The organism is Tumebacillus algifaecis (genome assembly GCF_002243515.1).
GTDB classification, from domain to species: domain Bacteria; phylum Bacillota; class Bacilli; order Tumebacillales; family Tumebacillaceae; genus Tumebacillus_A; species Tumebacillus_A algifaecis.
Genome location: NZ_CP022657.1, coordinates 122,328 through 145,746, shown reverse-complemented (window position 1 = coordinate 145,746; position 23,419 = coordinate 122,328). Strand labels below are relative to the sequence as shown.

21 protein-coding genes and 5 pseudogenes are annotated in these 23,419 nt (G+C 45.3%); 11 read left to right on the top strand and 15 right to left on the bottom strand.

Features of this window, described 5'->3' with window-relative positions; genetic code table 11:
- Window positions 1-52: 52 nt before the first annotated feature.
- The 3 genes and pseudogenes from CIG75_RS00810 to CIG75_RS00800 form a co-directional block, all read right to left on the bottom strand.
- Window positions 53-268 carry a helix-turn-helix domain-containing protein gene (locus tag CIG75_RS00810; RefSeq protein ID WP_094234917.1) on the bottom strand — a complete coding sequence of 72 codons (216 nt, stop codon included), beginning with the start codon at window positions 266-268 and terminating at the stop codon, window positions 53-55.
- 10 nt (window positions 269-278) lie between these two features.
- A complete protein-coding gene (locus CIG75_RS00805) occupies window positions 279-761 on the bottom strand; it encodes a DUF2975 domain-containing protein (RefSeq protein ID WP_094234916.1) in 483 nt (160 codons plus the stop codon).
- A 506-nt stretch (window positions 762-1,267) separates the two neighbouring features.
- Window positions 1,268-1,509: pseudogene (locus tag CIG75_RS00800) on the bottom strand (winged helix-turn-helix transcriptional regulator); the annotation flags it as partial.
- On the opposite strand from CIG75_RS00800, the pseudogene CIG75_RS00795 reads away from it, so the two are divergent.
- Together CIG75_RS00795 and CIG75_RS00790 are read left to right on the top strand one after the other, a co-directional pair.
- Window positions 1,504-1,962 (top strand): annotated as a pseudogene (locus CIG75_RS00795) (MFS transporter); the annotation flags it as partial. The pseudogenes CIG75_RS00800 and CIG75_RS00795 overlap by 6 nt on opposite strands.
- 48 nt (window positions 1,963-2,010) lie before the next feature.
- Window positions 2,011-2,850 carry an aldo/keto reductase gene (locus CIG75_RS00790; RefSeq protein WP_094234915.1) on the top strand — a complete coding sequence of 280 codons (840 nt, stop codon included), beginning with the start codon at window positions 2,011-2,013 and terminating at the stop codon, window positions 2,848-2,850.
- Window positions 2,851-3,004: 154 nt separating this feature from the next.
- Here CIG75_RS00790 and CIG75_RS00785 read toward each other — a convergent pair whose 3' ends face one another.
- Window positions 3,005-3,442 (bottom strand): hypothetical protein, encoded by a 438-nt coding sequence (locus tag CIG75_RS00785; RefSeq protein ID WP_094234914.1) that lies wholly within the window; start codon window positions 3,440-3,442, stop codon window positions 3,005-3,007.
- A gap of 654 nt (window positions 3,443-4,096) precedes the next feature.
- Here CIG75_RS00785 and CIG75_RS00775 point away from each other — a divergent pair.
- From CIG75_RS00775 to CIG75_RS21065, 3 genes are read left to right on the top strand one after another with little or no spacing between them, the layout of a single operon-like run.
- Entirely contained in the window at window positions 4,097-5,482 is a 1,386-nt protein-coding gene (locus CIG75_RS00775; protein WP_094234912.1) for an MBOAT family O-acyltransferase, read from the top strand.
- A 21-nt stretch (window positions 5,483-5,503) separates the two neighbouring features.
- The gene (locus CIG75_RS00770) at window positions 5,504-6,646 is read left to right on the top strand and encodes a DHHW family protein (RefSeq protein WP_094234911.1); all 1,143 of its coding nucleotides are present in this window, start codon (window positions 5,504-5,506) and stop codon (window positions 6,644-6,646) included.
- A gap of 18 nt (window positions 6,647-6,664) precedes the next feature.
- Window positions 6,665-7,465 (top strand): DUF4358 domain-containing protein, encoded by an 801-nt coding sequence (locus CIG75_RS21065; protein WP_227874311.1) that lies wholly within the window; start codon window positions 6,665-6,667, stop codon window positions 7,463-7,465.
- Between the two features lie 240 nt (window positions 7,466-7,705).
- On the opposite strand, the gene CIG75_RS00760 is transcribed toward CIG75_RS21065, so the two are convergent.
- Window positions 7,706-8,293: an NAD(P)H-dependent oxidoreductase gene (locus tag CIG75_RS00760; RefSeq protein ID WP_094234910.1), complete on the bottom strand. Its 588-nt coding sequence runs from the start codon at window positions 8,291-8,293 to the stop codon at window positions 7,706-7,708.
- Between the two features lie 120 nt (window positions 8,294-8,413).
- Between CIG75_RS00760 and CIG75_RS00755 the strand changes: the two genes are divergently transcribed.
- Complete coding sequence (locus tag CIG75_RS00755) at window positions 8,414-8,842, top strand: MarR family winged helix-turn-helix transcriptional regulator (RefSeq protein WP_094234909.1); 429 nt, start codon at window positions 8,414-8,416, stop codon at window positions 8,840-8,842.
- Between the two features lie 134 nt (window positions 8,843-8,976).
- Here the strand turns inward: CIG75_RS00755 and CIG75_RS00750 are convergent, their stop codons facing one another.
- The 3 genes and pseudogenes from CIG75_RS00750 to CIG75_RS00740 all read right to left on the bottom strand — a co-directional run.
- Complete coding sequence (locus CIG75_RS00750; RefSeq protein ID WP_094234908.1) at window positions 8,977-9,420, bottom strand: MarR family winged helix-turn-helix transcriptional regulator; 444 nt, start codon at window positions 9,418-9,420, stop codon at window positions 8,977-8,979.
- Window positions 9,421-9,486: 66 nt separating this feature from the next.
- On the bottom strand, window positions 9,487-10,221 hold the full coding sequence (locus CIG75_RS00745) for an SDR family NAD(P)-dependent oxidoreductase (protein WP_094234907.1): 735 nt from the start codon (window positions 10,219-10,221) through the stop codon (window positions 9,487-9,489).
- A gap of 81 nt (window positions 10,222-10,302) precedes the next feature.
- Window positions 10,303-10,617, bottom strand: a pseudogene (locus CIG75_RS00740) (SDR family oxidoreductase); the annotation flags it as partial.
- 250 nt (window positions 10,618-10,867) lie between these two features.
- On the opposite strand from CIG75_RS00740, the pseudogene CIG75_RS00735 reads away from it, so the two are divergent.
- Window positions 10,868-11,373 (top strand): annotated as a pseudogene (locus CIG75_RS00735) (thiamine pyrophosphate-dependent enzyme); the annotation flags it as partial.
- A gap of 319 nt (window positions 11,374-11,692) precedes the next feature.
- Complete coding sequence (locus tag CIG75_RS00730; RefSeq protein WP_094234906.1) at window positions 11,693-12,130, top strand: YybH family protein; 438 nt, start codon at window positions 11,693-11,695, stop codon at window positions 12,128-12,130.
- A gap of 127 nt (window positions 12,131-12,257) precedes the next feature.
- Here CIG75_RS00730 and CIG75_RS00725 read toward each other — a convergent pair whose 3' ends face one another.
- The 4 genes from CIG75_RS00725 to CIG75_RS00710 form a co-directional block, all read right to left on the bottom strand.
- Window positions 12,258-12,572: a DMT family transporter gene (locus CIG75_RS00725; RefSeq protein WP_094234905.1), complete on the bottom strand. Its 315-nt coding sequence runs from the start codon at window positions 12,570-12,572 to the stop codon at window positions 12,258-12,260.
- Window positions 12,572-12,913, bottom strand: coding sequence for a DMT family transporter (locus tag CIG75_RS00720; protein WP_094234904.1), 342 nt, complete (start codon window positions 12,911-12,913; stop codon window positions 12,572-12,574). The genes CIG75_RS00725 and CIG75_RS00720 overlap by 1 nt, the downstream gene beginning before the upstream one ends.
- 13 nt (window positions 12,914-12,926) lie before the next feature.
- On the bottom strand, window positions 12,927-13,508 hold the full coding sequence (locus CIG75_RS00715) for a TetR/AcrR family transcriptional regulator (RefSeq protein ID WP_094234903.1): 582 nt from the start codon (window positions 13,506-13,508) through the stop codon (window positions 12,927-12,929).
- 170 nt (window positions 13,509-13,678) lie between these two features.
- Entirely contained in the window at window positions 13,679-14,281 is a 603-nt protein-coding gene (locus CIG75_RS00710; protein WP_094234902.1) for a class I SAM-dependent methyltransferase, read from the bottom strand.
- A 329-nt stretch (window positions 14,282-14,610) separates the two neighbouring features.
- On the opposite strand from CIG75_RS00710, the gene CIG75_RS00705 reads away from it, so the two are divergent.
- Both CIG75_RS00705 and CIG75_RS00695 read left to right on the top strand, forming a co-directional pair.
- A complete protein-coding gene (locus tag CIG75_RS00705) occupies window positions 14,611-15,063 on the top strand; it encodes an exosporium protein C (protein WP_094234901.1) in 453 nt (150 codons plus the stop codon).
- Window positions 15,064-15,875: 812 nt separating this feature from the next.
- Complete coding sequence (locus CIG75_RS00695) at window positions 15,876-16,637, top strand: endonuclease NucS domain-containing protein (protein WP_094234900.1); 762 nt, start codon at window positions 15,876-15,878, stop codon at window positions 16,635-16,637.
- Window positions 16,638-16,937: 300 nt separating this feature from the next.
- Here the strand turns inward: CIG75_RS00695 and CIG75_RS00690 are convergent, their stop codons facing one another.
- Both CIG75_RS00690 and CIG75_RS21560 read right to left on the bottom strand, forming a co-directional pair.
- The gene (locus tag CIG75_RS00690) at window positions 16,938-19,109 is read right to left on the bottom strand and encodes an ATP-dependent nuclease (RefSeq protein WP_157729306.1); all 2,172 of its coding nucleotides are present in this window, start codon (window positions 19,107-19,109) and stop codon (window positions 16,938-16,940) included.
- A gap of 602 nt (window positions 19,110-19,711) precedes the next feature.
- Window positions 19,712-19,945: pseudogene (locus tag CIG75_RS21560) on the bottom strand (recombinase family protein); the annotation flags it as partial.
- Window positions 19,946-20,738: 793 nt separating this feature from the next.
- Here CIG75_RS21560 and CIG75_RS00680 point away from each other — a divergent pair.
- The gene (locus tag CIG75_RS00680; protein ID WP_094234897.1) at window positions 20,739-21,827 is read left to right on the top strand and encodes a sensor domain-containing diguanylate cyclase; all 1,089 of its coding nucleotides are present in this window, start codon (window positions 20,739-20,741) and stop codon (window positions 21,825-21,827) included.
- A 706-nt stretch (window positions 21,828-22,533) separates the two neighbouring features.
- On the opposite strand, the gene CIG75_RS00675 is transcribed toward CIG75_RS00680, so the two are convergent.
- On the bottom strand, window positions 22,534-23,196 hold the full coding sequence (locus CIG75_RS00675; protein ID WP_094234896.1) for a Type 1 glutamine amidotransferase-like domain-containing protein: 663 nt from the start codon (window positions 23,194-23,196) through the stop codon (window positions 22,534-22,536).
- Window positions 23,197-23,419 lie beyond the last annotated feature (223 nt).

Here is a 23,419-nt window from a genome sequence, read left to right as displayed (position 1 = left end):
TATGCACAAAATGGCCGCGATACTCTGCACTTTTCAGTTGCGAAACACACCCTTACGTATCATCTTCCATTTTGTACTCTAAAATATCCCCCGGTTGACATTCTAATGCTTTGCAAATTGCCTCTAAAGTTGAAAGCCTAATTGCTTTTGCCTTTCCATTTTTCAAGATCGAAAGGTTAGCCATTGTGATTCCAACCCTCTCCGAAAGTTCTGTTACGCTCATTTTCCTTTTCGCCAGCATCACATCAATATTGATTATTATTGCCATGTTATTCACCTCAGACCGTTAAGTCATTTTCTGCTTTTATATCAATAGCTTCTTTTAAAAGTCTTTGGAGAACAGCAGCAAAAACGGCAATTACCATCGAGGCAAAAATCATGACCATTCCGATAACGATGATACCTGGGGCATCGTCTTTCTCCGCAATGAGATAGATGAATGGCATACCGACCACATATAAGCCACTGAATGTGATTGCACATTGTTTTATTTTTTTCAAAGCCTGTACAGATAATTCCGAAAAGGCCTTATTCCTGTCAATGTATATCAATAGTTTAAATGACTGATACAGAGCGAAGTAAAAAGGTATCGCCGTTGCGTACAAATCGAGTAAAACGTAATATTTCATATAGGAAATTTCCGGATACAATTCTGCCGCATAATTCGCGATCTCAGGCAGCAAAAATATGCACATAGCAAGAACTGGGATTCCGATAAGAATAACAGCTACCTTTAAAAAGAGTGTTGTTCCTCGTTTCACAAAAAGCACCTCCATTAGTGATTGCAACATTATTCTATCATGCGATTTATCGTTTCACAATAAATAATTATCGATTATTATATGCTCTGCTCTTCATGCTCAGCCGATTCAAATAGACCTCCATCAACCTGCACAAATGGCGCGTTGGCATGACATCACCCTGACCTCGCAACACAAGCTCGACAACACCAACCTCCAGATAGGAATCCAACGTAAAAACCCTCAATCGCGAAAAGACCGCAGCCAACCATACGGTCAAATTGGCGCGGTCTCCTCTTAACGACTCATTTCTCAAATGCTTATGATACGGCACATCATGTCAACTTTATCGCATGTTTGTTCAACTTCTATTTCTTCACATTCAAAAGTATGACCGCGTTCTTAGCTCCGGTGTCACCGTCAACAGCTTTAACGATTCGTGCTACATGACCTTCAACTCTTTTCCATCCAGAAGCTTCACCTGTTCCTTCCGACGGTTTAACTCCCATATGACTTCCTACTTGATCTTACTGATTCAAAATACTATCCTCCAACATCGCCTTCTTATCCCCATACACCTTGATAATATGGTTCTCCCCCATGAGCAGAGGGCGTTTAAGATGTGATCCAATCCCCATCCATACTCAGTGAGCTCATATTCTACTTTGGGTGGGACTTGATTATAGGTGATGCGATTGATGATCCCGTCTTCCTCCAATTCCCGTAATTGCTGAGTCAACATTTTTTGAGTAATGCCCGGCATCAGGCGACAACGGTGACAATCCTTTTACTCGTCTACGGCATTGCCATTGCGATCGGCAACGTGATCGGCGGGAAAGTGTCGAACAGAAATCCGATTCGAGCGTTGTTCTACATGTTTCTTATACAAGCCATTGTCCTCTTCGCCCTCACCTTCACGGCACCTTATAAAGCTGCGGGCCTGCTGACGATCATCCTCATGGGGTTGTTCGCTTTTATGAATGTGCCCGGCCTGCAACTTTATGTGGTGCAGTTAGCAGAGCGATTTGTGCCTAGCGGAGTCGACGTTGCTTCTGCCCTGAACATCGCAGCGTTCAACGCCGGCATTGCATTTGGTGCCTATTTTGGCGGGGTGATCACCGATTCGATCGGGCTCATCCATACGCCTTGGGTCGGGGGACTCATGGTGCTGTGCGCCGTTGTGCTTACCGGATGGAGCCGATCTTTGGAGCGAAACACGTAGATTTGTATGACAGCAGGATGAAATCATAAAATGGAGGTCGCTTTAAGAATGAACATCACACAATCAACAACCACTTTGTCTAACGGTGTAAAAATGCCTTGGCTGGGCCTTGGTGTATTCAAAGTAGAGGAAGGCTCTGAACTCGTCAACGCGGTGAAAACCGCGATTCAACATGGGTATCGCAGCGTGGATACGGCAGCGATCTACGCAAATGAGTCGGGAGTCGGACAAGGCATTCGCGAAGGGATACAAGCAACCGGAATCACTCGCGAAGATCTCTTTATCACGTCGAAAGTTTGGAATTCCGATCTCGGCTACGATTCGACACTCAAAGCCTATGAGGCGAGCTTACAAAAACTCGGATTGGAGTACTTAGATCTCTACCTCATCCACTGGCCGGTACAAGGCAAATATAAAGACGCCTGGCGAGCGCTCGAAACCCTGTATAAAGAAGGGCGCGTCAAAGCAATTGGGGTCAGCAATTTTCAAATCCATCACCTTGAAGACTTGCTGAAAGATGCGGAGATCAAACCGATGATCAACCAAGTGGAATACCACCCGATGTTGACTCAAAAGGAACTTCATGCGTATTGCAAGCAACAGGACATCCAATTGGAAGCATGGTCTCCGCTCATGCAAGGCCAATTGCTCGACAATCCGGTCTTACAAGAAATTGCTGACAACCACCGCAAATCGATCGCCCAAATCATTCTGCGTTGGGATTTGCAAAACGAAGTCATCACCATCCCGAAATCGATCAAAGAAAATCGCATCGTGGAGAATGCATCCGTCTTCGATTTTGAACTCACACCTGCAGAGATGCAGCAGATTGATAATTTGAACCAGAATCGTCGTGTTGGCCCTGACCCGGACAATTTTGATTTTTAAGGATTGACAAGATCGCAGAGAAAAACGAAACGACCTGAGTCCGACGAATGCCGGACTCAGGTCGTTTCATTTAGCAAAAGGTGCTTTTTATCCACTGTCCACATGACAGAGATATGTTCATCTCGAAGGTGCTTTCTTTGCGTTCCAGATCTGCTTAGTTCACTTGCATCCAGCCGCCGGCATACGTGCCCGTGCCGGTGATCACTGTCGCTTTTACACGATACGAGCCCGGTCCGACAAGTGAGAACACGTTGCTAAAGCTACCCGTGCCGTTTACGGTGAATGTGGCAACCGTCAGATTGTTGGCCGTGTTGACCAAGTCATAACGTACTTTCGGTGCCAGCGTATCTCCATTGGCCGGGCCCTGGTAGCCCGAGACGTAGAAGCTCTTCGAGTAATCCGTATACGGATTGAAGTCAAACGTCAAGAACATGGAAGTTGATGTAGACCATCCTTGGCAGAAGAAGTCCAGATTTACTACGCCGTCCGTGGTCACGACCGCAGCCTTTGCATCTTGCGGTGCTGCCATCGCGGTCATCGGTGCCATCGTCAACGCAAGGGCGGAAACCAAGATCATCGTTGCTTTTTTCATTATAAAATCACCTCTTAGTATTTTGTATATTTCTTTATTTGTAATAATACAAAATATAACACAATAATGTCAACGATAAATCTTTAATAAATTATTTATGTTTCCGCTACTCTATATTATCCGATAATTGATTGCACCTAATGTCCACCAGTTGATGGAGAAATCGTCCGACCGTTCCTTGCGATTTCCTCGCAACTTGGAGAATCACTTTCTCGTTGATGAGGCAAGCCTGGAACGTCTCAAATCCCTGCTCCGCAACCTGATCGAGGTAATGGACATCCACCTCTTTCGGAAACACACGCCTTGCCTTTGCGTTCCTTTCTTCCCCACTCACAGTTGAATCCCCTCGTCCCCAAGGTCACTCTTCTCTAAGCCGTTTCTTGCTCTGCCATTTCGCAACGAAACGAACGCTTTCTTTCGCAAACCATCCGTGCAATTTCTTGTTTGCATACCCTATTCAATATTTCGGTACCCATTAGTAAAGTCCAAAAAATATATACACAATGAAACTTTATGGAAGGATTATGCATCATTTTCTATAGAGTCGCCTTCAGTATCCGTTATCAGACGTGTCAACCTTCATACTGCATCAGGAGAGTATACCGGATGAAAAAACAAGCCTGCGACAACTTCGTCGTGTATATGTAACCGGCCATGGTATTTAGCAGTCTGCTGTTTCTGTTCTTGTTCCTGCCGGCCGTCCTCGCTCTGTACTACGTTTCACCAGGGCGAGTCAAAAATCTCGTCCTGTTTCTGTCCAGTCTCGTCTTCTACGCATGGGGTGAGCCAGTTTACATCGTCTTGCTGTTGCTGTCCACCCTGATGGATTACAGCTTCGGCCAGCTCCTTGGCAGCCCGAAGTGGAATCAGATTCAACGCAAATGGATCGTGGTCTGTTCTGTCGTCATGAACCTCGGGGTCTTGTCGTATTTCAAATATGCCGACTTTCTCATCCAGAATGTGAATCAACTGCTCGGCACTGACATTCCGCTGACCGACTTGCCGCTCCCGATCGGAATCTCATTTTACACGTTTCAATCGATCTCCTACATCATCGACGTGTATCGAGGTACTGCAAAAGCGCAGCGCAATTGGCTTGACTTCGCTACTTATGTTGCCTTGTTTCCGCAATTGGTAGCTGGCCCCATCGTTCAGTACAATTCGCTTGCCGAGCAACTGAACAAGCGCTCGGTCAATCTGGAGATGTTCGCGGAGGGCATCCGGCGCTTCATTATCGGGCTGGCGAAAAAAGTCTTGCTTGCCAATAACATTGGACTGCTCTGGCACACCATATCGAGCACGCCTCCTGATGCGCTGCCCATGTTCACCGCTTGGCTTGGCATCATCGCTTTTGCTTTTCAGATCTACTTCGACTTTAGCGGGTATTCCGACATGGCGATTGGCCTCGGCCTCATGTTCGGCTTCCGATTCAAGGAGAACTTCGATTCGCCTTATCGCGCGCAGAGCATCACCGATTTTTGGCGGCGATGGCATATCTCCCTGGGCAGTTGGTTTCGCACCTACGTATACATCCCGTTGGGCGGCAATCGTCGGGGACTTTGGATTCAAATGCGCAACATTCTCATCGTCTGGTTGCTTACTGGGATCTGGCATGGGGCCAGCTGGAATTTCATGTTGTGGGGGCTCTACTTCGGTGTGATACTGCTGTTTGAAAAATGGTGGGGCTTGCAGTTGCTGAAGCGTCTGCCACGCTGGGTGCGACATGTGTATGCGCTTTTGCTGATTCTTGTTGGATGGGTATTGTTCGCCTTCGATCAACTTCCCATAGTGCTGCACTATCTGCAAGCGATGATCGGGCTCAATCAACAGCCTCTGTGGGAGAACACGACTCTTTACCTCACGTATACGAACGCGATCTTGTTGCTCGTGCTGGTCATCGCCTCGTTACCTCATAAGCAGCCAACAAGCAATAGCATCCGATCGTTGCTGGCCGTGCCTTGGTATGGATTGCTCTTGTTCCTATCGGTCGCCTACTTGGTAGACTCGACATTCAACCCCTTCTTATACTTCCGGTTCTAACCAGTCAGGAGGTGATCGTTGATGAAACGGTGGACTGATCGATTATTGGTCGGAGGGTTTATTGGAACGCTCTATCTCCTCCCCCTCACTTTTTTCTTTCTGCCCCTGCAGCAGTTCTCCGATCTTGAAAACCGCTATTTGCAAAAGGTCCCCCAACTGTCATGGGAAAGCGTTTGGTCCAAGAAATATGCGGAAGAGGCGGAGCGATTCGTAACCGATCACTTTCCGTTCCGGGACAGATGGGTGTTGGTCAAATCTGCCGTTGAGCAACTCCGCCTACAGCAAGAAAACAACGGGATTTATCTGGGGAAAGACGGCTATCTGTTCGAAAAGTTTGCAACACCTGATGCGGCAAAGGTTCAGCAATATGGGGAAGCGGTGACGAGATTCGCCGATCGCCACCCCGAAACGAACGTCACTCTCATGCTTGCGCCAACATCGGTTGGACTGTACGCGAATCGTTTGCCTTGGCTCGCTCCCGTATACCCGCTCGATCAGGTCAATCAATCGGTTGCTAAGTATGTTCAGGGCAGCGTCTCGTTTTTGAACGGCTTTGACTTCCTGACTCCGCACGCTTCCGAACCGATTTACTATCGGACCGATCATCATTGGACGACATACGGGGCTTACTTGGCTTATGCGGCCTATGCCCAGCAGATGGGCTGGCAACCGATCGCTCAGCAGGACTTCCAGATTCGAACGGTTAGCGAGTCGTTCCTTGGAAGCTACCATACCCGGGGTCAATTCACTGGCGTAACTCCTGATTCGATTCAAGTCTATACGCCATCAACACCTGTCGCGACCGAGATGTACATCGCCGATACAGATGAGACATTCACAAGCCTGTACGATGCTCGTGCTCTGAAGAAGAAGGATCAATACTCGTACTTCCTCGGTGGGGTCCATGCCTTGATGAGGATCACAAGTCAGCTCGAGCAAAAAGCGATTAGACAAGAGAATCTGTTGGTCATCAAGGACTCCTACGCACATAGCGTGATCCCATTCCTCGCCCTCCACATACCGGACATTCATGTAATCGACATTCGGTACTATAACGGCAACATCAGCGATTATTTGGCCGACAACGGCATTCAAAATGTGCTGTTGCTCTTCAATACCGCCACCTTTGTCGAGAACACTGCCATCTTGAAAGTAGATGACTAGTAAAGGAGAATGAACTCAATGAAATCGAAAGCGATTGCCCTCCTCGTAGCTACAACTTTGACAGCGGGTCTGCTCAGCGCTTGTTCCAGCAAGGAAGAAGCGGTCAACAATCAGGAAACAGTGACAAATGACGGTTCCCCGAGCGCCGAAGCTAACCCTAACACCGAAACAGCTCCAGAAAAGGAATCGAGCCCTGACACTGAAGCTCCCAGCGTGGACGCTGCACCTGGTACAGAAGCAAAACCGACCCCAACACCAGTGCCTGGCAAGGAGCCTGTCGCGAACAAGGACAAGCAACAGAAACCAGCGCCCAACAAGGAGCAAGCTCCAAACAAAGGGCAAACTCCAAGCAAAGACCCGGCCCCAGGCAAGGAGCAACCTCCTAGCAAAGACCCCGGTGCGAGCAAGGAGCCCGCTGTCGAAACCAAGCCGTCCGTCAAGGAAATGGCAGACGAGATGTTGGAGCGAGTCAAACAACCGATGCTCATCGAGATGAAGATCGACCAGCTGAAAGACACCTACGGTCTCGATCCGGCCCTGCTGGAAGAATTCACAGTCCGTTATCCCCTGATGAACGTGAAGACCAACGAAATCGCAATTTTCAAAGTGAAAGATGAAAAAGAGATTGCGACTGTCAAACTCGCGATCGAAAAGCGCGCAACCGTCGTCCAGAAGCAATTTGAATTCTACCTTCCAGACCAATACGAGAACGCCAAAAACTACAAGATTATTACAAACGGAAAGTATGTCTTGTTCCTGATCTCCGAGAGTGCTGATGAGCTGGGTAAAGCATTCTCGACCTTCTTCAAGACTTCATAAGATCGCATCTGGAAAGACAAAACTGATCTGAGCGGGTCGATTTCCCTGTCTGATCTTTGTGCGTGGGACTTCTCCATGGTGCTCGCGTTCGCGTGGAATGAACCAAACAAGCCCGTAGGCCGACTCCTCTCGACCTACGGGCTTCTATTTTCTAAACCGCACCAAAAAACATGCTCTACTTATGATAAGTACACCTTTAGAATCTCAGCCACTTCCTGCAGATAAACGCAGTTTCCTGCCTTAACGGTCAATTTTTCTGAAGTACCGATACACTTTGTCCAGCTTCTCCCGATGCCTTCCCCGCGGGCTTTCCATATTGCCAAATTCAAAGAACTTTATTCGCTTGATGCCGACATAGTTGAAGAGCGCCTTCCTCATGAGGATTTTGTGGGCATTGTTCAACCAGAATAATGGATAGAAGGTTGGACCCTTCATACTGGAAATGCAAACGACCGACTTTCCTTTTAAAAGTCCTTCGGGAAGCAGTCCGCCATGCTCCTGATAAGCGAATCCCGAAGCAAACATTTGATCGATAAACCCCATCAGCATAGCCGGGGGACGCCCCCACCAGATGGGATAAACGAGTACGATCTTATCCGCCCATCGGAGTTGCTCCCTGTACTCAGCAAATTCAGGGTCCACATGCATGTCTCTTCGGCGTTTGTTTTCATTAAACACGAGGATCGGGTTGAATTGCTCTTTATATAAATCCAGTACCTTCACCGCTTCGATGTTCGAATTCTCCTCGCACCCGCGCAAGACTTCTTGCAAAAAGGCATAACTCAAGCTCTGATGGTTAGGATGCGTGTAAATCACCAGCGTTTTCAAATGCAACACCTCATTAGTTGTCTTTTGATAACAACAACGGTATCATATTCGGTTTTTAGTTGTCAAATGATAATTGTTTTCGGATAACTAATTTGATACCTTGTGAGAAGAGGTGGTTCTATGGATAAACAGGCGCTCTTCAAAAAGTTCGTGACCTTCACGTCATCGGTACATCAAGTCACAAATGACATGACAAAAGACGTACAAGCCGAGGAAGTCACTCCCCTTCAATATAAGATCCTTGAACATCTGGCCATCTGTGAAGCGGTTACGATCAGTGCAATCAGTGAATGCTTGCATACGTCTCTCCCGAACACAAGCCGTGAACTGCGAAAATTAATCGAAAAGCAACTCTGCGAAAAAGTTCCCGATCTCGAGGATCGACGTAAACAATATATTCGGCTTACGATGCGAGGCCAAGCGATGATGGAAGAAGCGTTTCAACGTATCGAATCACAATTCTTAAAACGAATTGCACAGGTTTCCAACGAAGAATTGAAAGAAGTCGAACGTGCACTGGATCTGCTGCAAAAGAAAGTTTTTTATTAGAACATCGAGTCATGACAAAAGGGCCTGAAAACTTCAGGCCCTTTTGTGCTTCGAAACTGCTCAGGAACAGCTACCAGTGGGTCCAGTAGCGGATCGCTCTGTGATGCTGTTTTTCGATGACACGGTTCACCGCATCATTCTAGGTGAGAATTTTCATTGTGTTGAATAATACTCAGCTTTTTATAAAGGTTTGCTAGCTGTACCCTCTCCTCTTCGGTTAACTTTTCGAATAAATTTGTACGCAGCTTTTGCCCCTCAAGTGATGCTCTTTGGAGGACTTCGTCACCTTTATCGGTAATGCCCAAATAATTAATTCGACGATCAGACTCATTCACCATTCTGACGGCTAATTTCTTCTCGACAAGTTTTTCTGATAAATAACTGAGCGTAGGAGGGGTAAGTCCTAATATTTTTGCAAGGTCCGAAGGCCGGCTCTTTCCGTTTTGCTTTAGATGGGCGAGCACAAGAACGTGAGAGATCCCGAGGTCCTCACTGAATGTTCTGTTCCACTGCATAATCATTTGTTTGGTGAAATTATCCATATTGTGTACGAGTTCGAATAGGGTCTGCTCCTCCATAACATCCTCCTAGGTAAAATAAAGGACAGTCCTTAAATAAACTAAGGACTGTCATAATCTTACACGTTATTGGGCTGAGTATCCACCATCAATGACCAATTCTGAACCTGTAATGTACGACGAATCATCAGAAGCCAGGAACAACGCCGCTTGGGCAATATCGATGGCTTGGCCCAAACGTTGCAGAGGCGTTGCCTGGATTAATCGATCCAGCAAGTCCTTTGAGGTACTTAATGCTTGAGTCATTGGCGTTTCAATGATCCCAGGGAAAAGAGCGTTTACCCGAATGCCTTGACGGCCAAAGGTTGTAGCAGCCGCTTTCGATAATGCGCGTACCGCGCCTTTAGATGCAGAGTAGTGATTAAAACCTTGACCGATCAGAGCCGTGTAGGAAGAGATATTGATGATGGAGCCTTTCTTTTGGGCTGCCATATAAGGAGCGACATGCTTCATCCCGGCGAAGGGACCAAAGCCATTAATGGAGAGCATTTTCTGCCAATCCTCAACATTGATTTGCTCATATGGTTTTTCAGAAGAGATGCCTGCGTTGTTGACAAGAATATCAATTTTACCAAAGCGATCATTTACTTCCTGTGCCAGCGCCTGCCAATCCTCATCAGAAGCAACATTCAATTTCATTCCGTAAACATTCTGTTTCTGACTTACTTTCTCAAGCGCTGCCTCATTAATGTCCGCGGCAATAACGATAGCCCCTTCTTGTGCAAACAGATCACCCATGCTTTCGCCGATACCTGAAGCCCCGCCGGTAATGATGGCTACTTTATTGTCTAATCTCCCCATACTACATCCTCCTTACTTAATTTGGTTGAAACGCCGTCCAACTTGTTGTGGCTGCTATTCACGCTGTGCCATTTTCATGAATCATTCGAAATCAGGGACGGTTGGGTTGGCCATATAATGTCCGCCCTCTACCTGTATCGTCTGCCCAGTAATAGACTTGGATTCATCTAAAGCCAAGAACAGAACGGTATAGCCGATATCATCCGATTCTCCGTGGTAAGGCAGCGCAATATTTTTCGCGAAGATATCCAATACCTCCGAAGGCATCTTATTCTTGGCTGCCGGCGTCAAAATCAAACCAGGCGCGACTGCGTTTCAACGAATGTTATTCTTCCCATATTGGGTAGTAATATATTTGGTATGATTTACAACAGCCGCCTTCGAAGCACCGTATGACACCAATGGTAATAGGCTCGCCAAATACTTAGATGTCTAATTATTAGACATCTAGATACTAGCACACTATTTATTCCAGTGCAACGGAGAAACTTAGCATATAAATTCGCTGACTTTCCATCCACTTCTATCAGTCGCGTCCACATGGTGTCATCGGCCAGTATAGAATCGACACATGTGGTCAATAAAAATCGACAGTTCAGAGCATAAAAAATGACTCGCTATCTCTTGGAGCGAATGTTGTATATGGGGTGCAAAAGTAGCAAAACCGAATCGACAGGTCATTGCCCTAGCAGGTGATGGTGGACTGTGATGCTACTGGGTGATCTCATCACTCTTGTACAGCATAAATTACCGGTTAAGATTGTCGTTTTCAACAATAGTGCACTTAGCTTCGTTGAATTAGAAATAAAAGCAGCCGGATATTTGGAATCCGGTACGGATCTTGTTGCGCAAAACTTCGCAAACATAGCGAAAGCCATTGGAATCGAAGGTTTCCGCGTAGAAAATCCCGAAGATCTCGAAGAAGTCATAAAGCAGGCGTTTGCAAGCGATGAGCCTGCAATCGTGGATATCGTGGTAAATCGTCAGGAATTATCCTTGCCACCCAAAATATCATTTGAACAGGCACATGGATTCACACTCTGGATGCTAAAAGCTGTATTGAACCATCATGGGAATGACTTAATAGAGCTGGCAAAGACGAATTTACTCCGTCGTGCCATTTCACTATTTTCCCTGCACAAGGACAGTTAGATTCGATTCTATCACACATGCAATTGAATTTTAAAAATCGAAAGAGGAGTACTTCCTCATGCATCCAAGTTGGTGGGTGGGAACACAGTTACTGGGAATATTCAGTTGAGCCCGTAGATCGAATCGTCTCGACCTACGGGCTTCTATTTTGCTAGACCGCACCAAAAACATGCGTTATTTGTGATACGGTTCACCGTATCGTTAGTGAGAAACGCAAGTAGTCACGCTGCCAATGATATTTATTGACGCCCCTATTTTTGGGTGTTAATATATCAACGCCATTATAATGAGTAAAATATTCTGAATAGGGGATGCGTCCATGAGCGTAGCCAACCAAGAAATTCAAGGTGTTTTGGAAAATTACAAATCTGCGGTTTTTGAGAAAGATGTTGAGAAGTATGTCTCCTTATACGCTTCTGACTTCCACATTTATGATTGTTGGGATGACTGGGAGTGTGTTGACCGTTCCCAATGGACGGAAAGTACGAAGGAATGGTTTCATGGTCTCCATGAGGAGGGTGTTCTGCTCAAAGTAGAATTCCACGATGTAGCAGCAGAGGAAAATTTGAGTCTCGCATTCATTCGTTGCAATGTGACATTCGCCGCTTACAATCAATCGGGCGAGAAACTGCGTCAGGTCACCAACCGCTTCACTTTCGGTTTACGAAAAGAAAATGAAACGTGGACCATCTCACACCAACATTCCTCACTGCCGATCAACGGGGAAACTGGAAAAGGAATTTTTAACCGAAAGTAATCCATTCTGCGACAAAAAACAGACCTCACAGACGATCGAATTGTTGTGAGGTCTTCTCTTGTTACACGTTTATTTATGATATAGCTCATCGTATCGCTCTATCTCGATAACCTAGTTTGCTCATAGATCAAGAAAGGAGCTTTAGTCCGACGGATGCACCTAGTACCATGGCAATAAACAGGATACGACGCCAATCCTTCGATTCCGCAAAGAAGAACATACCAACTAGTGTAGCGCCGACAGTACCGATCCCTGTCCATATCCCGTATGCCGTACCCATAGGCAGGCTTCTCAATGCATAACTCAAGAATCCAAAACTCAAAATGAGACCAGTGATGAAAAGAAGATAAGCCATTGCATTATTATCACGCTTGATTCGGTTCATCCCAAGCACACCAACAACTTCAAACATGCCAGCTAATAGTAACGATATCCATGCCATTAGTGTGCTGCCTCCTTGGAGTCAGACGAGTTACCGACCAACTTCAATCCCAGCACGCCCGCCAACAGCAATACAATTAGCAGGAGCTTTGTGATCTTAACAGGTTCATCAAACAAAAGGATTTCGGCAAGCACGGTACCACCAGTCCCCATTCCTGTAAATACGGCGTAAACCGTGCCTACAGGTAACTTGGAAGAAGCAAGGAGTACGAGGACAAATGAAATTGCAAGCGCGATAACTGTCCCCAACCACGTAATCAAGCTGTCTGCGTGTTTAAATCCGATGACCCAACATACTTCGAAAACCACACCAATAAAAATGTAAAGCCAACTGCGATTCACGGTCGCTCCTCCTCTAGTTGTTCTTTACGCCTCGCCAGTAAACGAACCATGACGCGTCGAGTCTCTTCATAGATCGCTCCGCATCGCCATAGAGCATCTCGACAAAGATGCTATCTAGCATCGCGGTAAAAGATGCGGAGGCCCGCATATTGGAAACAGCGGGATGCAACTCACCTTTACTTGCCGCCATTTCAAAGACCGGTACGAGCAACTGTTCCAATCTATCAACGTGGTCAATGGTATAAACGGTAATTTCCTTTTCTAGATGACCAGGTGGGAAAAATGACATGCGTAGAAAGAATTTTGTATCATCTTCTTGCTCGTGTCGCTTTCTGTATTCCTTCAAGAAGCCGTACAGCTTATTTTCCAGAGACAGCGTACTATTTCGCTCCAGATAATCTTGAACAAAAAGCATCTCTCTCACCGCTACGTCTTTAAAAACAGCGAAAAACAAATCATCCTTGCCGTTGTAGTGGTTATAAATCGACTGCTTTTTAATCCCTACCTCATCAGCAATGTTGGCAAGTGAGGCTCCCTCGTAACCATTTCGAGCAAAATGACGAAGCGCAACATCTCTAATTTTTATTGACGTCATCGAATTTCCCTCCGATGTAACTGACGAACGTTCGTAAGTTTTATTAAAGCATAAAGATCTGGACAGCGCAAATGTTTTTATATGTTGATTTTCTCCAGACAGACACTAGCTTCTCTCCCAGTTCGATTCATGTCTTTCATGTTGGCAATATTCTCTTTCACCATATCGCTCTATTTCTGAGCATCTAGTACAAACAATGATGCGTCGTGGTTCATGAATATGTTACTCCCTGAATAGATCGTTTTGGATTGGATTTCTCGATAGCCTATTTTGCTCATAAGCTTGGTAAGGTTTTCTTGATCAAATCCGTTATGAACCAGATCTGAGGCTATGTTTTCGTTTTTATTAAAGTCTACGATTAGTAAATGCCCTCCTACAGGTAGGACATCATATAGCTTTGATAAAACTGATTCCGTATCAGGAATATGGAGTAGAACCTGAGCCATGAAAATGTAGTCAGCATGTAAGTCCGATCGATCTTCCTTTTCGAAATCAAAGCATAACGTATCTGCATTCCGGATATCAAATTCGGTGATTTTTTGTTTGATCCGATTGATCATATTTTGCGAGGTATCCAGAAAAAGTATCGAGTTGAAGTCACCTAATAAGTTCATTCCAACAAGACCCGTTCCGCACCCAAAATCAATAGCGTTCTTGCTTCTTGCATCAACTACAAATTCACGAATGGCATCTGCTGCTACCTTAGCAATTTGGATTCTTTCAGAAGTGTCATATCGATTCGCCATCATTTCAAAGATGTCTGTATTTCCCATTAGTACCACTCCCCAAACTGTCAGAATCTAAACCAACAACACACAGCACTCTGCTTCAACTATTTCGCATTAAGCCGACGCCCTTACAGGGTATCAGTTGTGTCAACCGACCGTAGTTGTTCGTAGCACCTATGGTCTTTTTTTTATCCTATGCACTGCTTATAGCCTTCTTCTAACACATCGCCTGTAATTGCTACAAAGATTCGCTTCCCTTACTGACGATACGAGTGAGGATACGATTCGCCATAAAATAGACAGATCACGTTCGATACTTGTCCACACCGAAACTCAAACCTCCTCATATCCTATTGCAGGAGGTGAAGTTTACCATGCCAAGAAAAATTGAAATTCAAGATTACCAAGCTGTCCAGCCACGGAACCGTACGAATACTGGAACTGCAACTACGATTCCACGTGCTCCGCGTCGGCTGCGTCTGGCCACGATTCGTCTGAATGTGCAACGCGGAACGACGACCAGACGCCGTAACACGGTGGAGCTTCTGGCAACCGTCGGTGTAAGAGGCGTTCGTAATATCGCACAACTGGTGTTTCGCGTATTCCGTGACAATGTGGAGATCTTCCGCACGCAACAAGGTGTGGAGTCTGCAGGATCTGAAGAGTTCTACACGATTGCCTTCCAAGCCATCGATCTGAAACCGCGCGCCGGCACTCATCGCTACACCTTGACCGTCGAGAACGCTACTGCTAATACGACCGCACAGGTTGTCGGGCCGATCAACTTCAGTGGCAAAGTCATCGAGCGCAATACAACAACTGGATAACCATTCCGGAAAGACAAGCTTAAAAATAGCTTGTCTTTCTTTCCATCCCGCCCGTTCCCCGCGCAAACCGTATCGCGCTAAGTGCGAAGTGCGAGTCTGCCCAAACCACGGGCAGGCTCTTTTTTGAGAGCAACCTACTCTCTAGAGGGAATCCGTCAGCCACCTTCAATGCAAGTGACCGCTGAACTCCCTATTGCCTGATTCAAGTCTCTCAGCAGAACGGGCAAGACATCCTCTGGGACAACCTCTGACAAAGTGGAGCCGGCATCAATCGGAACCCCGTAACGGATAAACACCGACTTAGTTTCCGTCCACGCCGATACAACCTCAGAGACTGGCATATTTGCTTGAACAACCATCCTCTTGCCCCCTCTCCCTAGTTTCCATTGTCTCCATCTTACCATATCCTGACACCACACCGCCCCCGTATTCGTCCATCTTGCCCTCCCGTATTGGTCATGACTAATGCACCTACAACGGGCATATACAAGCCCCCTTCAAACAGCAGGACCATTACAAACAAGAAAAAAATGTTCCATAAAACGCTGCTCAAGGACATCACCCTGACCCCTCAAAGCAAACTCGAGAAGATCAACCTCCATATAGAAATCCCGCGCAAAACCCCAACACAAAAAGACCTCAGCCAACCAAAAGGTATAGTTGGCGTGGTCTCCTCACAACGTCTCATTCCCCAAGTACTTATAAAAGGGCTCAGCGTATCGCTCTAAGCGAGAAACACTAGTGCAATGATAAACATATGATCATGTTTAGGTAATATCCCTCATATCAATAATGTAGTTGGAGGTGTATGTATGGCCAGGAAACAGCCCACTAAAAAACATTTGGACGAAATTCAGAAAATCGTGTTAAGTTCACAAAACTCCATTAGCCGTAGAACACTTTTTAAGAGATTTGCCCAACTGTGTTCCATCCAGACTGGTAATTCCGCAGCATTTATCGATGGTCTCACCGTTAATCACCCACATAGAACAAATGCGAAGTTCAACAACGAAGATCGGATTTGCAATAAGCGTTTTGACCTATTATACGACAATGGGGATCAGATGCTTTCTCTCTATGATCAGAAAATACATGGTCATTGGCGCATTGAGAAAGTTGGGAATAATAGTTATCGTCCAACTAAGGTCACTGTCGAGAAACCAGACATTCTGTTGACCTTTCAACTAGAATCACATCTTCGTGATGCAATCGCAAGTACGATATCAGAAATGGAAATTCTGAAAGGTCACTACCTCTCTCTATTTCAGGACTCTACTGGGAAATTGGGAATAGAGTATTCGATCCCTACCGGAATTATTGATCTCCTATGTGTTGATCAATTCGGTGATTTTGTTGTGATCGAGTTGAAGAATAACAAAACAACAGATCAAGTCCTCGGTCAGATTGCTCGTTACATAGGTTGGGTAAAACAACATTTGGCACAGGGAAAAGCAGTACACGGACTTATCATAACTCCCCAGTGCTCCGAACAACTTCGCTACGCAGCTTCTATTGTACCGAATTTGTATCTGTTGGAGTACAGTATACAATTTCATGAAGTTGTTTGGTCGTAGCTTTGCATTGGTTCATACTAGGAAGAACTTATCAGTTATGAGACCTTTCAATCTACGTAAAATAACCTGATGAAGACCTCTTTAGCCTGCTAGGCAAGGAGGTCTTCTTTTGCATTCTACGGCAAAACTACACAAACCATAGCTTGCTGCCATTCAAGACTTTATCTCTGGTTACCAATTGAAAAGTAAGGAAGCATCCAAGATATTGGACTTATCTTGGATACTTCCTTCTCCAATCTATCCTTGTTTACTAATCGGCTCAAGAACACAGTCAATCTGAAGTTATCACTCTAAATAAGCTTAGTCGTTACCGGCACCAGATTCACGAACTGCACCAACCACTCGAGCCATGACTTCCACGAATTCCTTTGGCCATTCAGTATGTTCTAAAGAGCCTATTAAGTGATCCACATTGTTCAAGTCTTTGTCGTAGGTAAATGAACCGAATTCCTTGCAAAAAACTTCTAGGAACTTATCTCCAGGGACTCGCTTGAACTTGTCGGCCTCCCAATTATCGTTGAATGACTGAAAGGCACTGTCCACATCCACTTCTCGGTTTGCCTTTTCCTGAAGTTCCTGCTTTTTGTTTGTAAACCATGCCCTCACTTGTTCAAAATCATGAACAGGTTCCCACTTCTTCTTAGATCTTTTGAGAGAGACCGGCCGTAAATACTCTTCGCGAAGATACTTTCTAAAGGCACTAAGTTTCAGGTCATTCAAAATCTTTTCTTGTTTCTCAGTTACTTCTTTCAAGCTAATTTCAGGATTATTCGTTTTAGAGTGAATAAACTTTAGCAATATCTCGGGAGATAGGAACAATGTCTCAATACAGCTACCTGTCCAGAAATGAAGTTTACTGCCTTCCGGGTGGTCCTTCTTTTTTTGTTCCATCGAGGCATCTGTCCTATTGTCAGAGTCGAGAATGAAAAACGTTTTAAGTTGGCTATTCTCGAAGACTTTCATGGAGGAGGCTTCAGCATAATGCTCGAAATTGGACTCGCCTTTCATATCCACGAATCCGATACTGTTATAAATATTGTCATGATACTTTCTAAGATAGCTCTCCATTATGAATCGGTCAGTCTTTCCTTCTACGTATACAAGAACCTTTTGAATCAGCAGAGCATTAACGTTTACTCCGAGCTCCTTGGCTGCATCAATTAGGTTATTTGCAGGTAATGGAGAAACCTGGGTGATTATTTGCTCTCGGGTCTCGATAACATCTTTTTTCACAAGGAAGACGGATTGGTTTTGTGCATTTTCTACAAATGCAGTGGAATGTGTTGTTATGAAAATTTGCGTATCTTGGCTTTTAGAGAGGAGATATTGACTGAGCTTCAGTTCAAGGTCAAAATGCAAGTGGATTTCCGGCTCCTCCATTAGTGCAATATCTACGTCCTCTAGATTTAAATCAAGGATGGTTCGAAGTACTTCACGGATGCCTGTTCCATTCAGATTGACCCATTTTTTATCAACATCAATCGTGGGGACCTGCTCTTCATTCCAAAAGACATCTAATTCAATGTCGAGTACCTTCTTAGCAGCCTTTTTTATATTTTCCCACCTTTGATGATGCTCTTTTCTGTTTTTCAAAGTGAAAAGTGCACTTACATCCTTCTCATCTAATTCAGACTTAATTTCATTTTGATATAAAACATTCCCAGATGTAACCAATGGACGCATCGTTATTCTGCCTTTTTCCCAAATAAAATCTCGACCTACAGATGCTCTATTTTGACTATAGTAATTGACTGTCCAAAACTTTAATACGTCCTCTCCATAAGATAGTAGCATTTTCGTATTACGATCAATAGCCGCTTTACGACCCTCAATTTCTCTATTGAGGAAAAACACTAATTCCTCTTCAATATTATCCGTAGCGAACTGATGCTGCCTAATAGATCCAAATGTCCTTTGAGAGAATTGAAAATTTTTCTCTATATAGTCAATCGCCTCGTAGGGTGGTACTTTTAGACCTTTGTTGAGAATCTTAGTCATATCCTCTTTGAGTTCATACATGATTTCGTTATGGGAATTTAACCTCCTGTAGGAGTGTACTACCCTCGTAATAACCTTGGCGTATTCCTCCACAGTATCATTCATTTTAACTATTAATCCCCCGAAATCAAATTGGCTATTATTCTCGAAAAGCCTGAAAGGGAGGATAAGACATAGTACCTCTCCGTTAATTATCAAACTCCTTACACAAATCAAAATCTTGTGATTCCTTACTCTTATGATCCCAATTATCGATATGTCATTGTTTAGATTAATATCTTCAATTGTGAATATTCCAGTCGAGTAGGCTACCTCTAAATGAATCGCATTAGTAAAACAATTAATAGCACGAAGGATATTTGATTTCCCTGCGTTGTTTTTACCGATAAATATATTTACATCGGACAGATTTTCTAAACGGATCGACCGTATGCTCCTAAAGTTCTCTATCTGCAGGCTTTCAATTTTGATCAATATTCTCACACTCCCAAAAAGTATCAACTAAGCTTTCACACTTAGTTGGTAGACGTATTACCACAAATCCCCCATAAATTGGTCACTTCTTAATTATACCGCAGTTATATAAGAGTCCTGCAACCTATTTTTTAAATTAATCGTTTTATATTTTATATGTTATTAGGGCGTAGAAGTGAATGCGAAATACTATTCACTTACCTTAAACCCCTAATAGGTATCCCCTCTGATGACTTATTCGGTGTTCCTCTTGTTCTGTTACTCCAATTTCGTTTGTACTTTCCCGAATGTGATTCTGTTTATGATCGCTTCATGCCGTCCGGCTTACCTCAAAATTGTTCCATGTCTCCTTTTCTATATAGAATTTCATTTTTCAAAATATTACGGATCGGCTTATCAGTGAAGTCTTCCCCACGGTTGATTTTATTTCCCATCTAGATCAGGTACTTCTTTACTTTTCCGATACTTCCAACCCTTAAGTATTATTTAAATATTTTGACGATTCCAGCAAACCGTTCATCAATTACAATGATCGGTTTTTTCTCATCATCATGTTACCACTTGTAGCCTATCGGAGTTTCCCCACTTGCTTTTACTCAGGCTTTTACTTTCGCCTTTCTCCCTCGTTCCAATATTAGATTTGTGGACATTCGATCATAAGCTTCCAAGAGTTCCATCATTCCGTTAATCAGAAAATCATTCGGGTCTTTGGTATGTATGCTGTAGTTTGGTTGCTCAATTCTGATTACACCAACGTACAACTTCTCAAGTTCCCTTTTGATCAACACTTTTGCTGTGTCGCTTCTCCAAAGCCGGGAAGTGTTCAAAACAATGACTCAATTGATACCCTAAACACTCTTAGCTTGGGTCTCTGTACTGACCCGAATACAACCGAACACTTACTCTATGATTACACCCTCCGTACAATTTCCCTTGATGTTTCTGTCATCTTGTGAAGTGAAGTCTTGTTATATTCTCATGCATGTCTTTTTATAAAAAATATCCTGATAACGCCTGTTAATAAGGGTTACGCCAAAACACATCTATCATAAAAAAATCACTTTCGAAATCGAGTTCGGTAAAATCCCTATTCATAACCATCTATAGAACTAACGTTCCCCGTTGGTTTCTCCTATGATAGAGTACGATCAACACAACTGAATAGCTCCTCAAGGGTGGTCGGCTCATCCCCTCAAGATAGGGGTTAGATCGGTATGCTCAACCTGACAAAAGAAGTAGACCTCCCTTGAGCTTGGACGGCCACGGAGGTCTAAGCAATGGAAATTCACGAAAGTATTTAACATCGCATTCATACAAACCGTCTGCACCAATATCTATACTCCTCTGGCCCGCAAAAGCAATTAGTAGCCCTGCAATATTAACAAATGATCGGGGGTTCTCAGCAATCCCGACTGGTCAGGCGTGTGAATGAAGCCTAGTGTAAATTTCCACACATGTCCTCAAGCCACCAATCTGCCATACCATCACTTCCCCATTTTACTCATGATAGGGTTCCCCCCTACTGTCCCCAAAGTCCGGAGCTCGGCTGACAAATCTAGTTAAAAGTGCTAGCATATTACTTAATGATGGCCGACAGATTACTATGCGAATCATGGAGGAGTTGGGACGATGTTTGAGAACCCTCACCTTAAAGTCATAATGGAAGTCCAACAGCAGATACTGTTATCTAACTTTGATTTGAAGCTGTTTATGCAGACGATCTGCGATCGGATGTGCCTATTAACCGATGCCGACGGTTCTACCATCGAGATGCTGGCGGGCGATGAAATGGTTTATGCCGCCGTCAGCGGCACCTTGCAGCCTCATCTCGGAATTCGAATAAATAAGAACGGCAGCTTGTCGGGCTTGTGCGTTACGGTGAAGGAAATCTTGTATTCACCGGATACGCAGCAGGACGATCGCGTCAACAAGGAAGCGTGTATGAAGGTCGGCGCGCGGAGCATGGTCTGCATTCCCCTGTTCGAATCTAGCAACGCCGTCGGCGTGTTGAAAGTCATCTCCGGCCGTCCCGATGCTTTCTCCAGCCGCGACATCGAGACGTTGCAGTTGTTATCGCTCGCCCTGGGCTCGGAGCTAGGCAAGCAAATTAACTACGACGACAAAATTCGGATTCTGAACGATTACGAGCAATTATTGGTTCAATTAAGAGCCGAAATTGAACGACGCGAAAAACTAGAGAGCGAGCTTATTCAATTGACAGAGCGCGACATTCTGACGGGACTGCTGAATCGTAGAGGCTTTAGCGATCGATTCCAAGGTTGGATGAATCGGGCCAGTCGAGATGAAGGCATATTCGGGGTGTTCTACCTCGATTTGAATAAATTCAAGCAATGCAACGATACTTACGGACATGAGGTCGGCGATCTCGTGCTTGTAGAATTCGCGAATCGCATCAAGAAAGCGGTTCGCGAATCCGATCTGATCGCGCGCGTAGGCGGAGATGAGTTCGTGGTCGCGGCATGGCTGAATGATGGCTACGACGGCTTGATGCAGGTGGCCAAGCGTTTGACCGGGCAACTAGAGTCGCCGATGCGGATTAAGGAGTTTCAACTGCCGATGTCCACCAGCGTCGGCTGTACGCTTTGGGCAGGAGGCAAGACGGAGCTCGATCTCATTCGCGCGGCGGACGAATCGATGTATCTCGCCAAGTCCTACGGCGCCAACCGGATTGCGATTAATGGGGAGCTCGTGGGGTAATTTCAGCTAAATAGCTACCTCGTTAAGCTCGTCACGGAGTCGGTCAAAACGATGGAAGCGTTCATCGACGCCGCGATACCCTACGGCAAGTCCTCCACGCATATTCAACTCTCCTCGCCGGTTACACGCTATAAAATGCAACACCGTATGTGGCAGAATTTCAACCATATATTAATTCCATGAGCTCCTGTTCTAAAGAAAGTGAATTATTCACGGAAAACGGCACACGGGTCGGGCTTAAGTCCGATCCTTTTTCTTTTCCTCCTGTATACGGCTGCAAGTCGAATATCGCTGTCGGTGGTTATCGGCGTACCGCTGAAAACCCCAAGTAAGCACAGGGTTAAGACCGGCACTGCCCAAGCGTAATCAGGGCTTCAAACACAGGGCGAACGGAAACAGTATTCCCGCGCCGATCTGCCCGATCTACGCCCGCTACCCACTCGATTTATCGACCATCCACACACAACAAAAAGGCGACTCGCTTGGAATCGCCAATGACATGTTAAGGGATGCAATTTTATAAAATGACCTCCGAGTACATCACTGCTAGGTTGTCACCGAACAAGTCGATCAAACATCAACAAAATCGAAGTCTTCGATTCTCCGCCATTGGTATTTGAAAGGAATCCCTTGGAATACCTCAACATTGACTTGAAGTACTCGGTGCATTCGAGATTGCACCCAAAAAGCTAGCAGCATAGTTAGATCATGGCGTAAACAGTTTCCAATGCCCTTCGGATACAACTTCGACCGCTCCATCGATCACTTTGATGGCGGTTTGATCATCCATTGCATACGCTGGCCCCTGCATCCCAGCTGCCCATCTCTCCGCATTCGCCATCGTATTATACGGCAGCATCTCGTGATCCAGATGCGGGAACATCGCAAAATCAACCAGACCCAGCGTTTCATCACCACCGTTGGGTGGAGTCCAGCCAACGAAGAATTCCCCGATGTTAGGTGCCATCACCATGCTCCCAGCACTCATTCCTACATAGACTAACCGCAGCGACGGCAAGAGGTCTGCCAGTCCGGACTGCTGCATCCAGTAAGACAAAAACAACGGGTCACCGCCATTCACGAGTAGAACGTCAGTCTCCTTGACCATAGGAACCCAAAGCTCTTTATCGATGCTGGGCAGCGCAGTGAGCTCCAGCACGCCCATGGACTTCCAGCCCAGCTCAGTCATCGGTGCGCCGGCCTGTCCATTGAAGAACTGCCATGCAAGACCTGCACCACCGCGTAATGCGTACGACGCAGTGGTTATGCAAAGGGCGCTCGACTCGGCAATCGGTTTGTCCAGCATGTCAACCAATGCGTCATGTATGCTATTGTTACTGATACCTCCGGCTGTAAGCAAAAGTTTCATAACTCATCTCCTCGTCTTTGTGTGCGTCCGACGTTTAATTCCTCAGACTTTTCAAATGTGGTTGCGGACGTCTATTGGGACAACTTAGGCTGGTTCAAGAGCCAAACTGACCCGATACTGTTGTCGGTCTTATTCAGACCCTTTATCGTTATGGGTATGCAACTGGATGCTGTATCTTAATGCTTACATCAGGGCACCGCAAGAGTCAAGAGAAAAGCATAAA

What these genes read in the sequence shown, in the direction of transcription:
- CIG75_RS00810 (WP_094234917.1), bottom strand. Translation starts at nt 268, where the DNA reads ATGGCAATAATAATCAATATTGATGTGATGCTGGCGAAAAGGAAAATG.
- CIG75_RS00790 (WP_094234915.1), top strand. Translation starts at nt 2,011, where the DNA reads ATGAACATCACACAATCAACAACCACTTTGTCTAACGGTGTAAAAATG.
- CIG75_RS00785 (WP_094234914.1), bottom strand. Translation starts at nt 3,442, where the DNA reads ATGAAAAAAGCAACGATGATCTTGGTTTCCGCCCTTGCGTTGACGATG.
- CIG75_RS00775 (WP_094234912.1), top strand. Translation starts at nt 4,097, where the DNA reads ATGGTATTTAGCAGTCTGCTGTTTCTGTTCTTGTTCCTGCCGGCCGTC.
- CIG75_RS00770 (WP_094234911.1), top strand. Translation starts at nt 5,504, where the DNA reads ATGAAACGGTGGACTGATCGATTATTGGTCGGAGGGTTTATTGGAACG.
- CIG75_RS21065 (WP_227874311.1), top strand. Translation starts at nt 6,665, where the DNA reads ATGAAATCGAAAGCGATTGCCCTCCTCGTAGCTACAACTTTGACAGCG.
- CIG75_RS00755 (WP_094234909.1), top strand. Translation starts at nt 8,414, where the DNA reads ATGGATAAACAGGCGCTCTTCAAAAAGTTCGTGACCTTCACGTCATCG.
- CIG75_RS00750 (WP_094234908.1), bottom strand. Translation starts at nt 9,420, where the DNA reads ATGGAGGAGCAGACCCTATTCGAACTCGTACACAATATGGATAATTTC.
- CIG75_RS00745 (WP_094234907.1), bottom strand. Translation starts at nt 10,221, where the DNA reads ATGGGGAGATTAGACAATAAAGTAGCCATCATTACCGGCGGGGCTTCA.
- CIG75_RS00730 (WP_094234906.1), top strand. Translation starts at nt 11,693, where the DNA reads ATGAGCGTAGCCAACCAAGAAATTCAAGGTGTTTTGGAAAATTACAAA.
- CIG75_RS00725 (WP_094234905.1), bottom strand. Translation starts at nt 12,572, where the DNA reads ATGGCATGGATATCGTTACTATTAGCTGGCATGTTTGAAGTTGTTGGT.
- CIG75_RS00715 (WP_094234903.1), bottom strand. Translation starts at nt 13,508, where the DNA reads ATGACGTCAATAAAAATTAGAGATGTTGCGCTTCGTCATTTTGCTCGA.
- CIG75_RS00710 (WP_094234902.1), bottom strand. Translation starts at nt 14,281, where the DNA reads ATGGGAAATACAGACATCTTTGAAATGATGGCGAATCGATATGACACT.
- CIG75_RS00705 (WP_094234901.1), top strand. Translation starts at nt 14,611, where the DNA reads ATGCCAAGAAAAATTGAAATTCAAGATTACCAAGCTGTCCAGCCACGG.
- CIG75_RS00695 (WP_094234900.1), top strand. Translation starts at nt 15,876, where the DNA reads ATGGCCAGGAAACAGCCCACTAAAAAACATTTGGACGAAATTCAGAAA.
- CIG75_RS00680 (WP_094234897.1), top strand. Translation starts at nt 20,739, where the DNA reads ATGTTTGAGAACCCTCACCTTAAAGTCATAATGGAAGTCCAACAGCAG.
- CIG75_RS00675 (WP_094234896.1), bottom strand. Translation starts at nt 23,196, where the DNA reads ATGAAACTTTTGCTTACAGCCGGAGGTATCAGTAACAATAGCATACAT.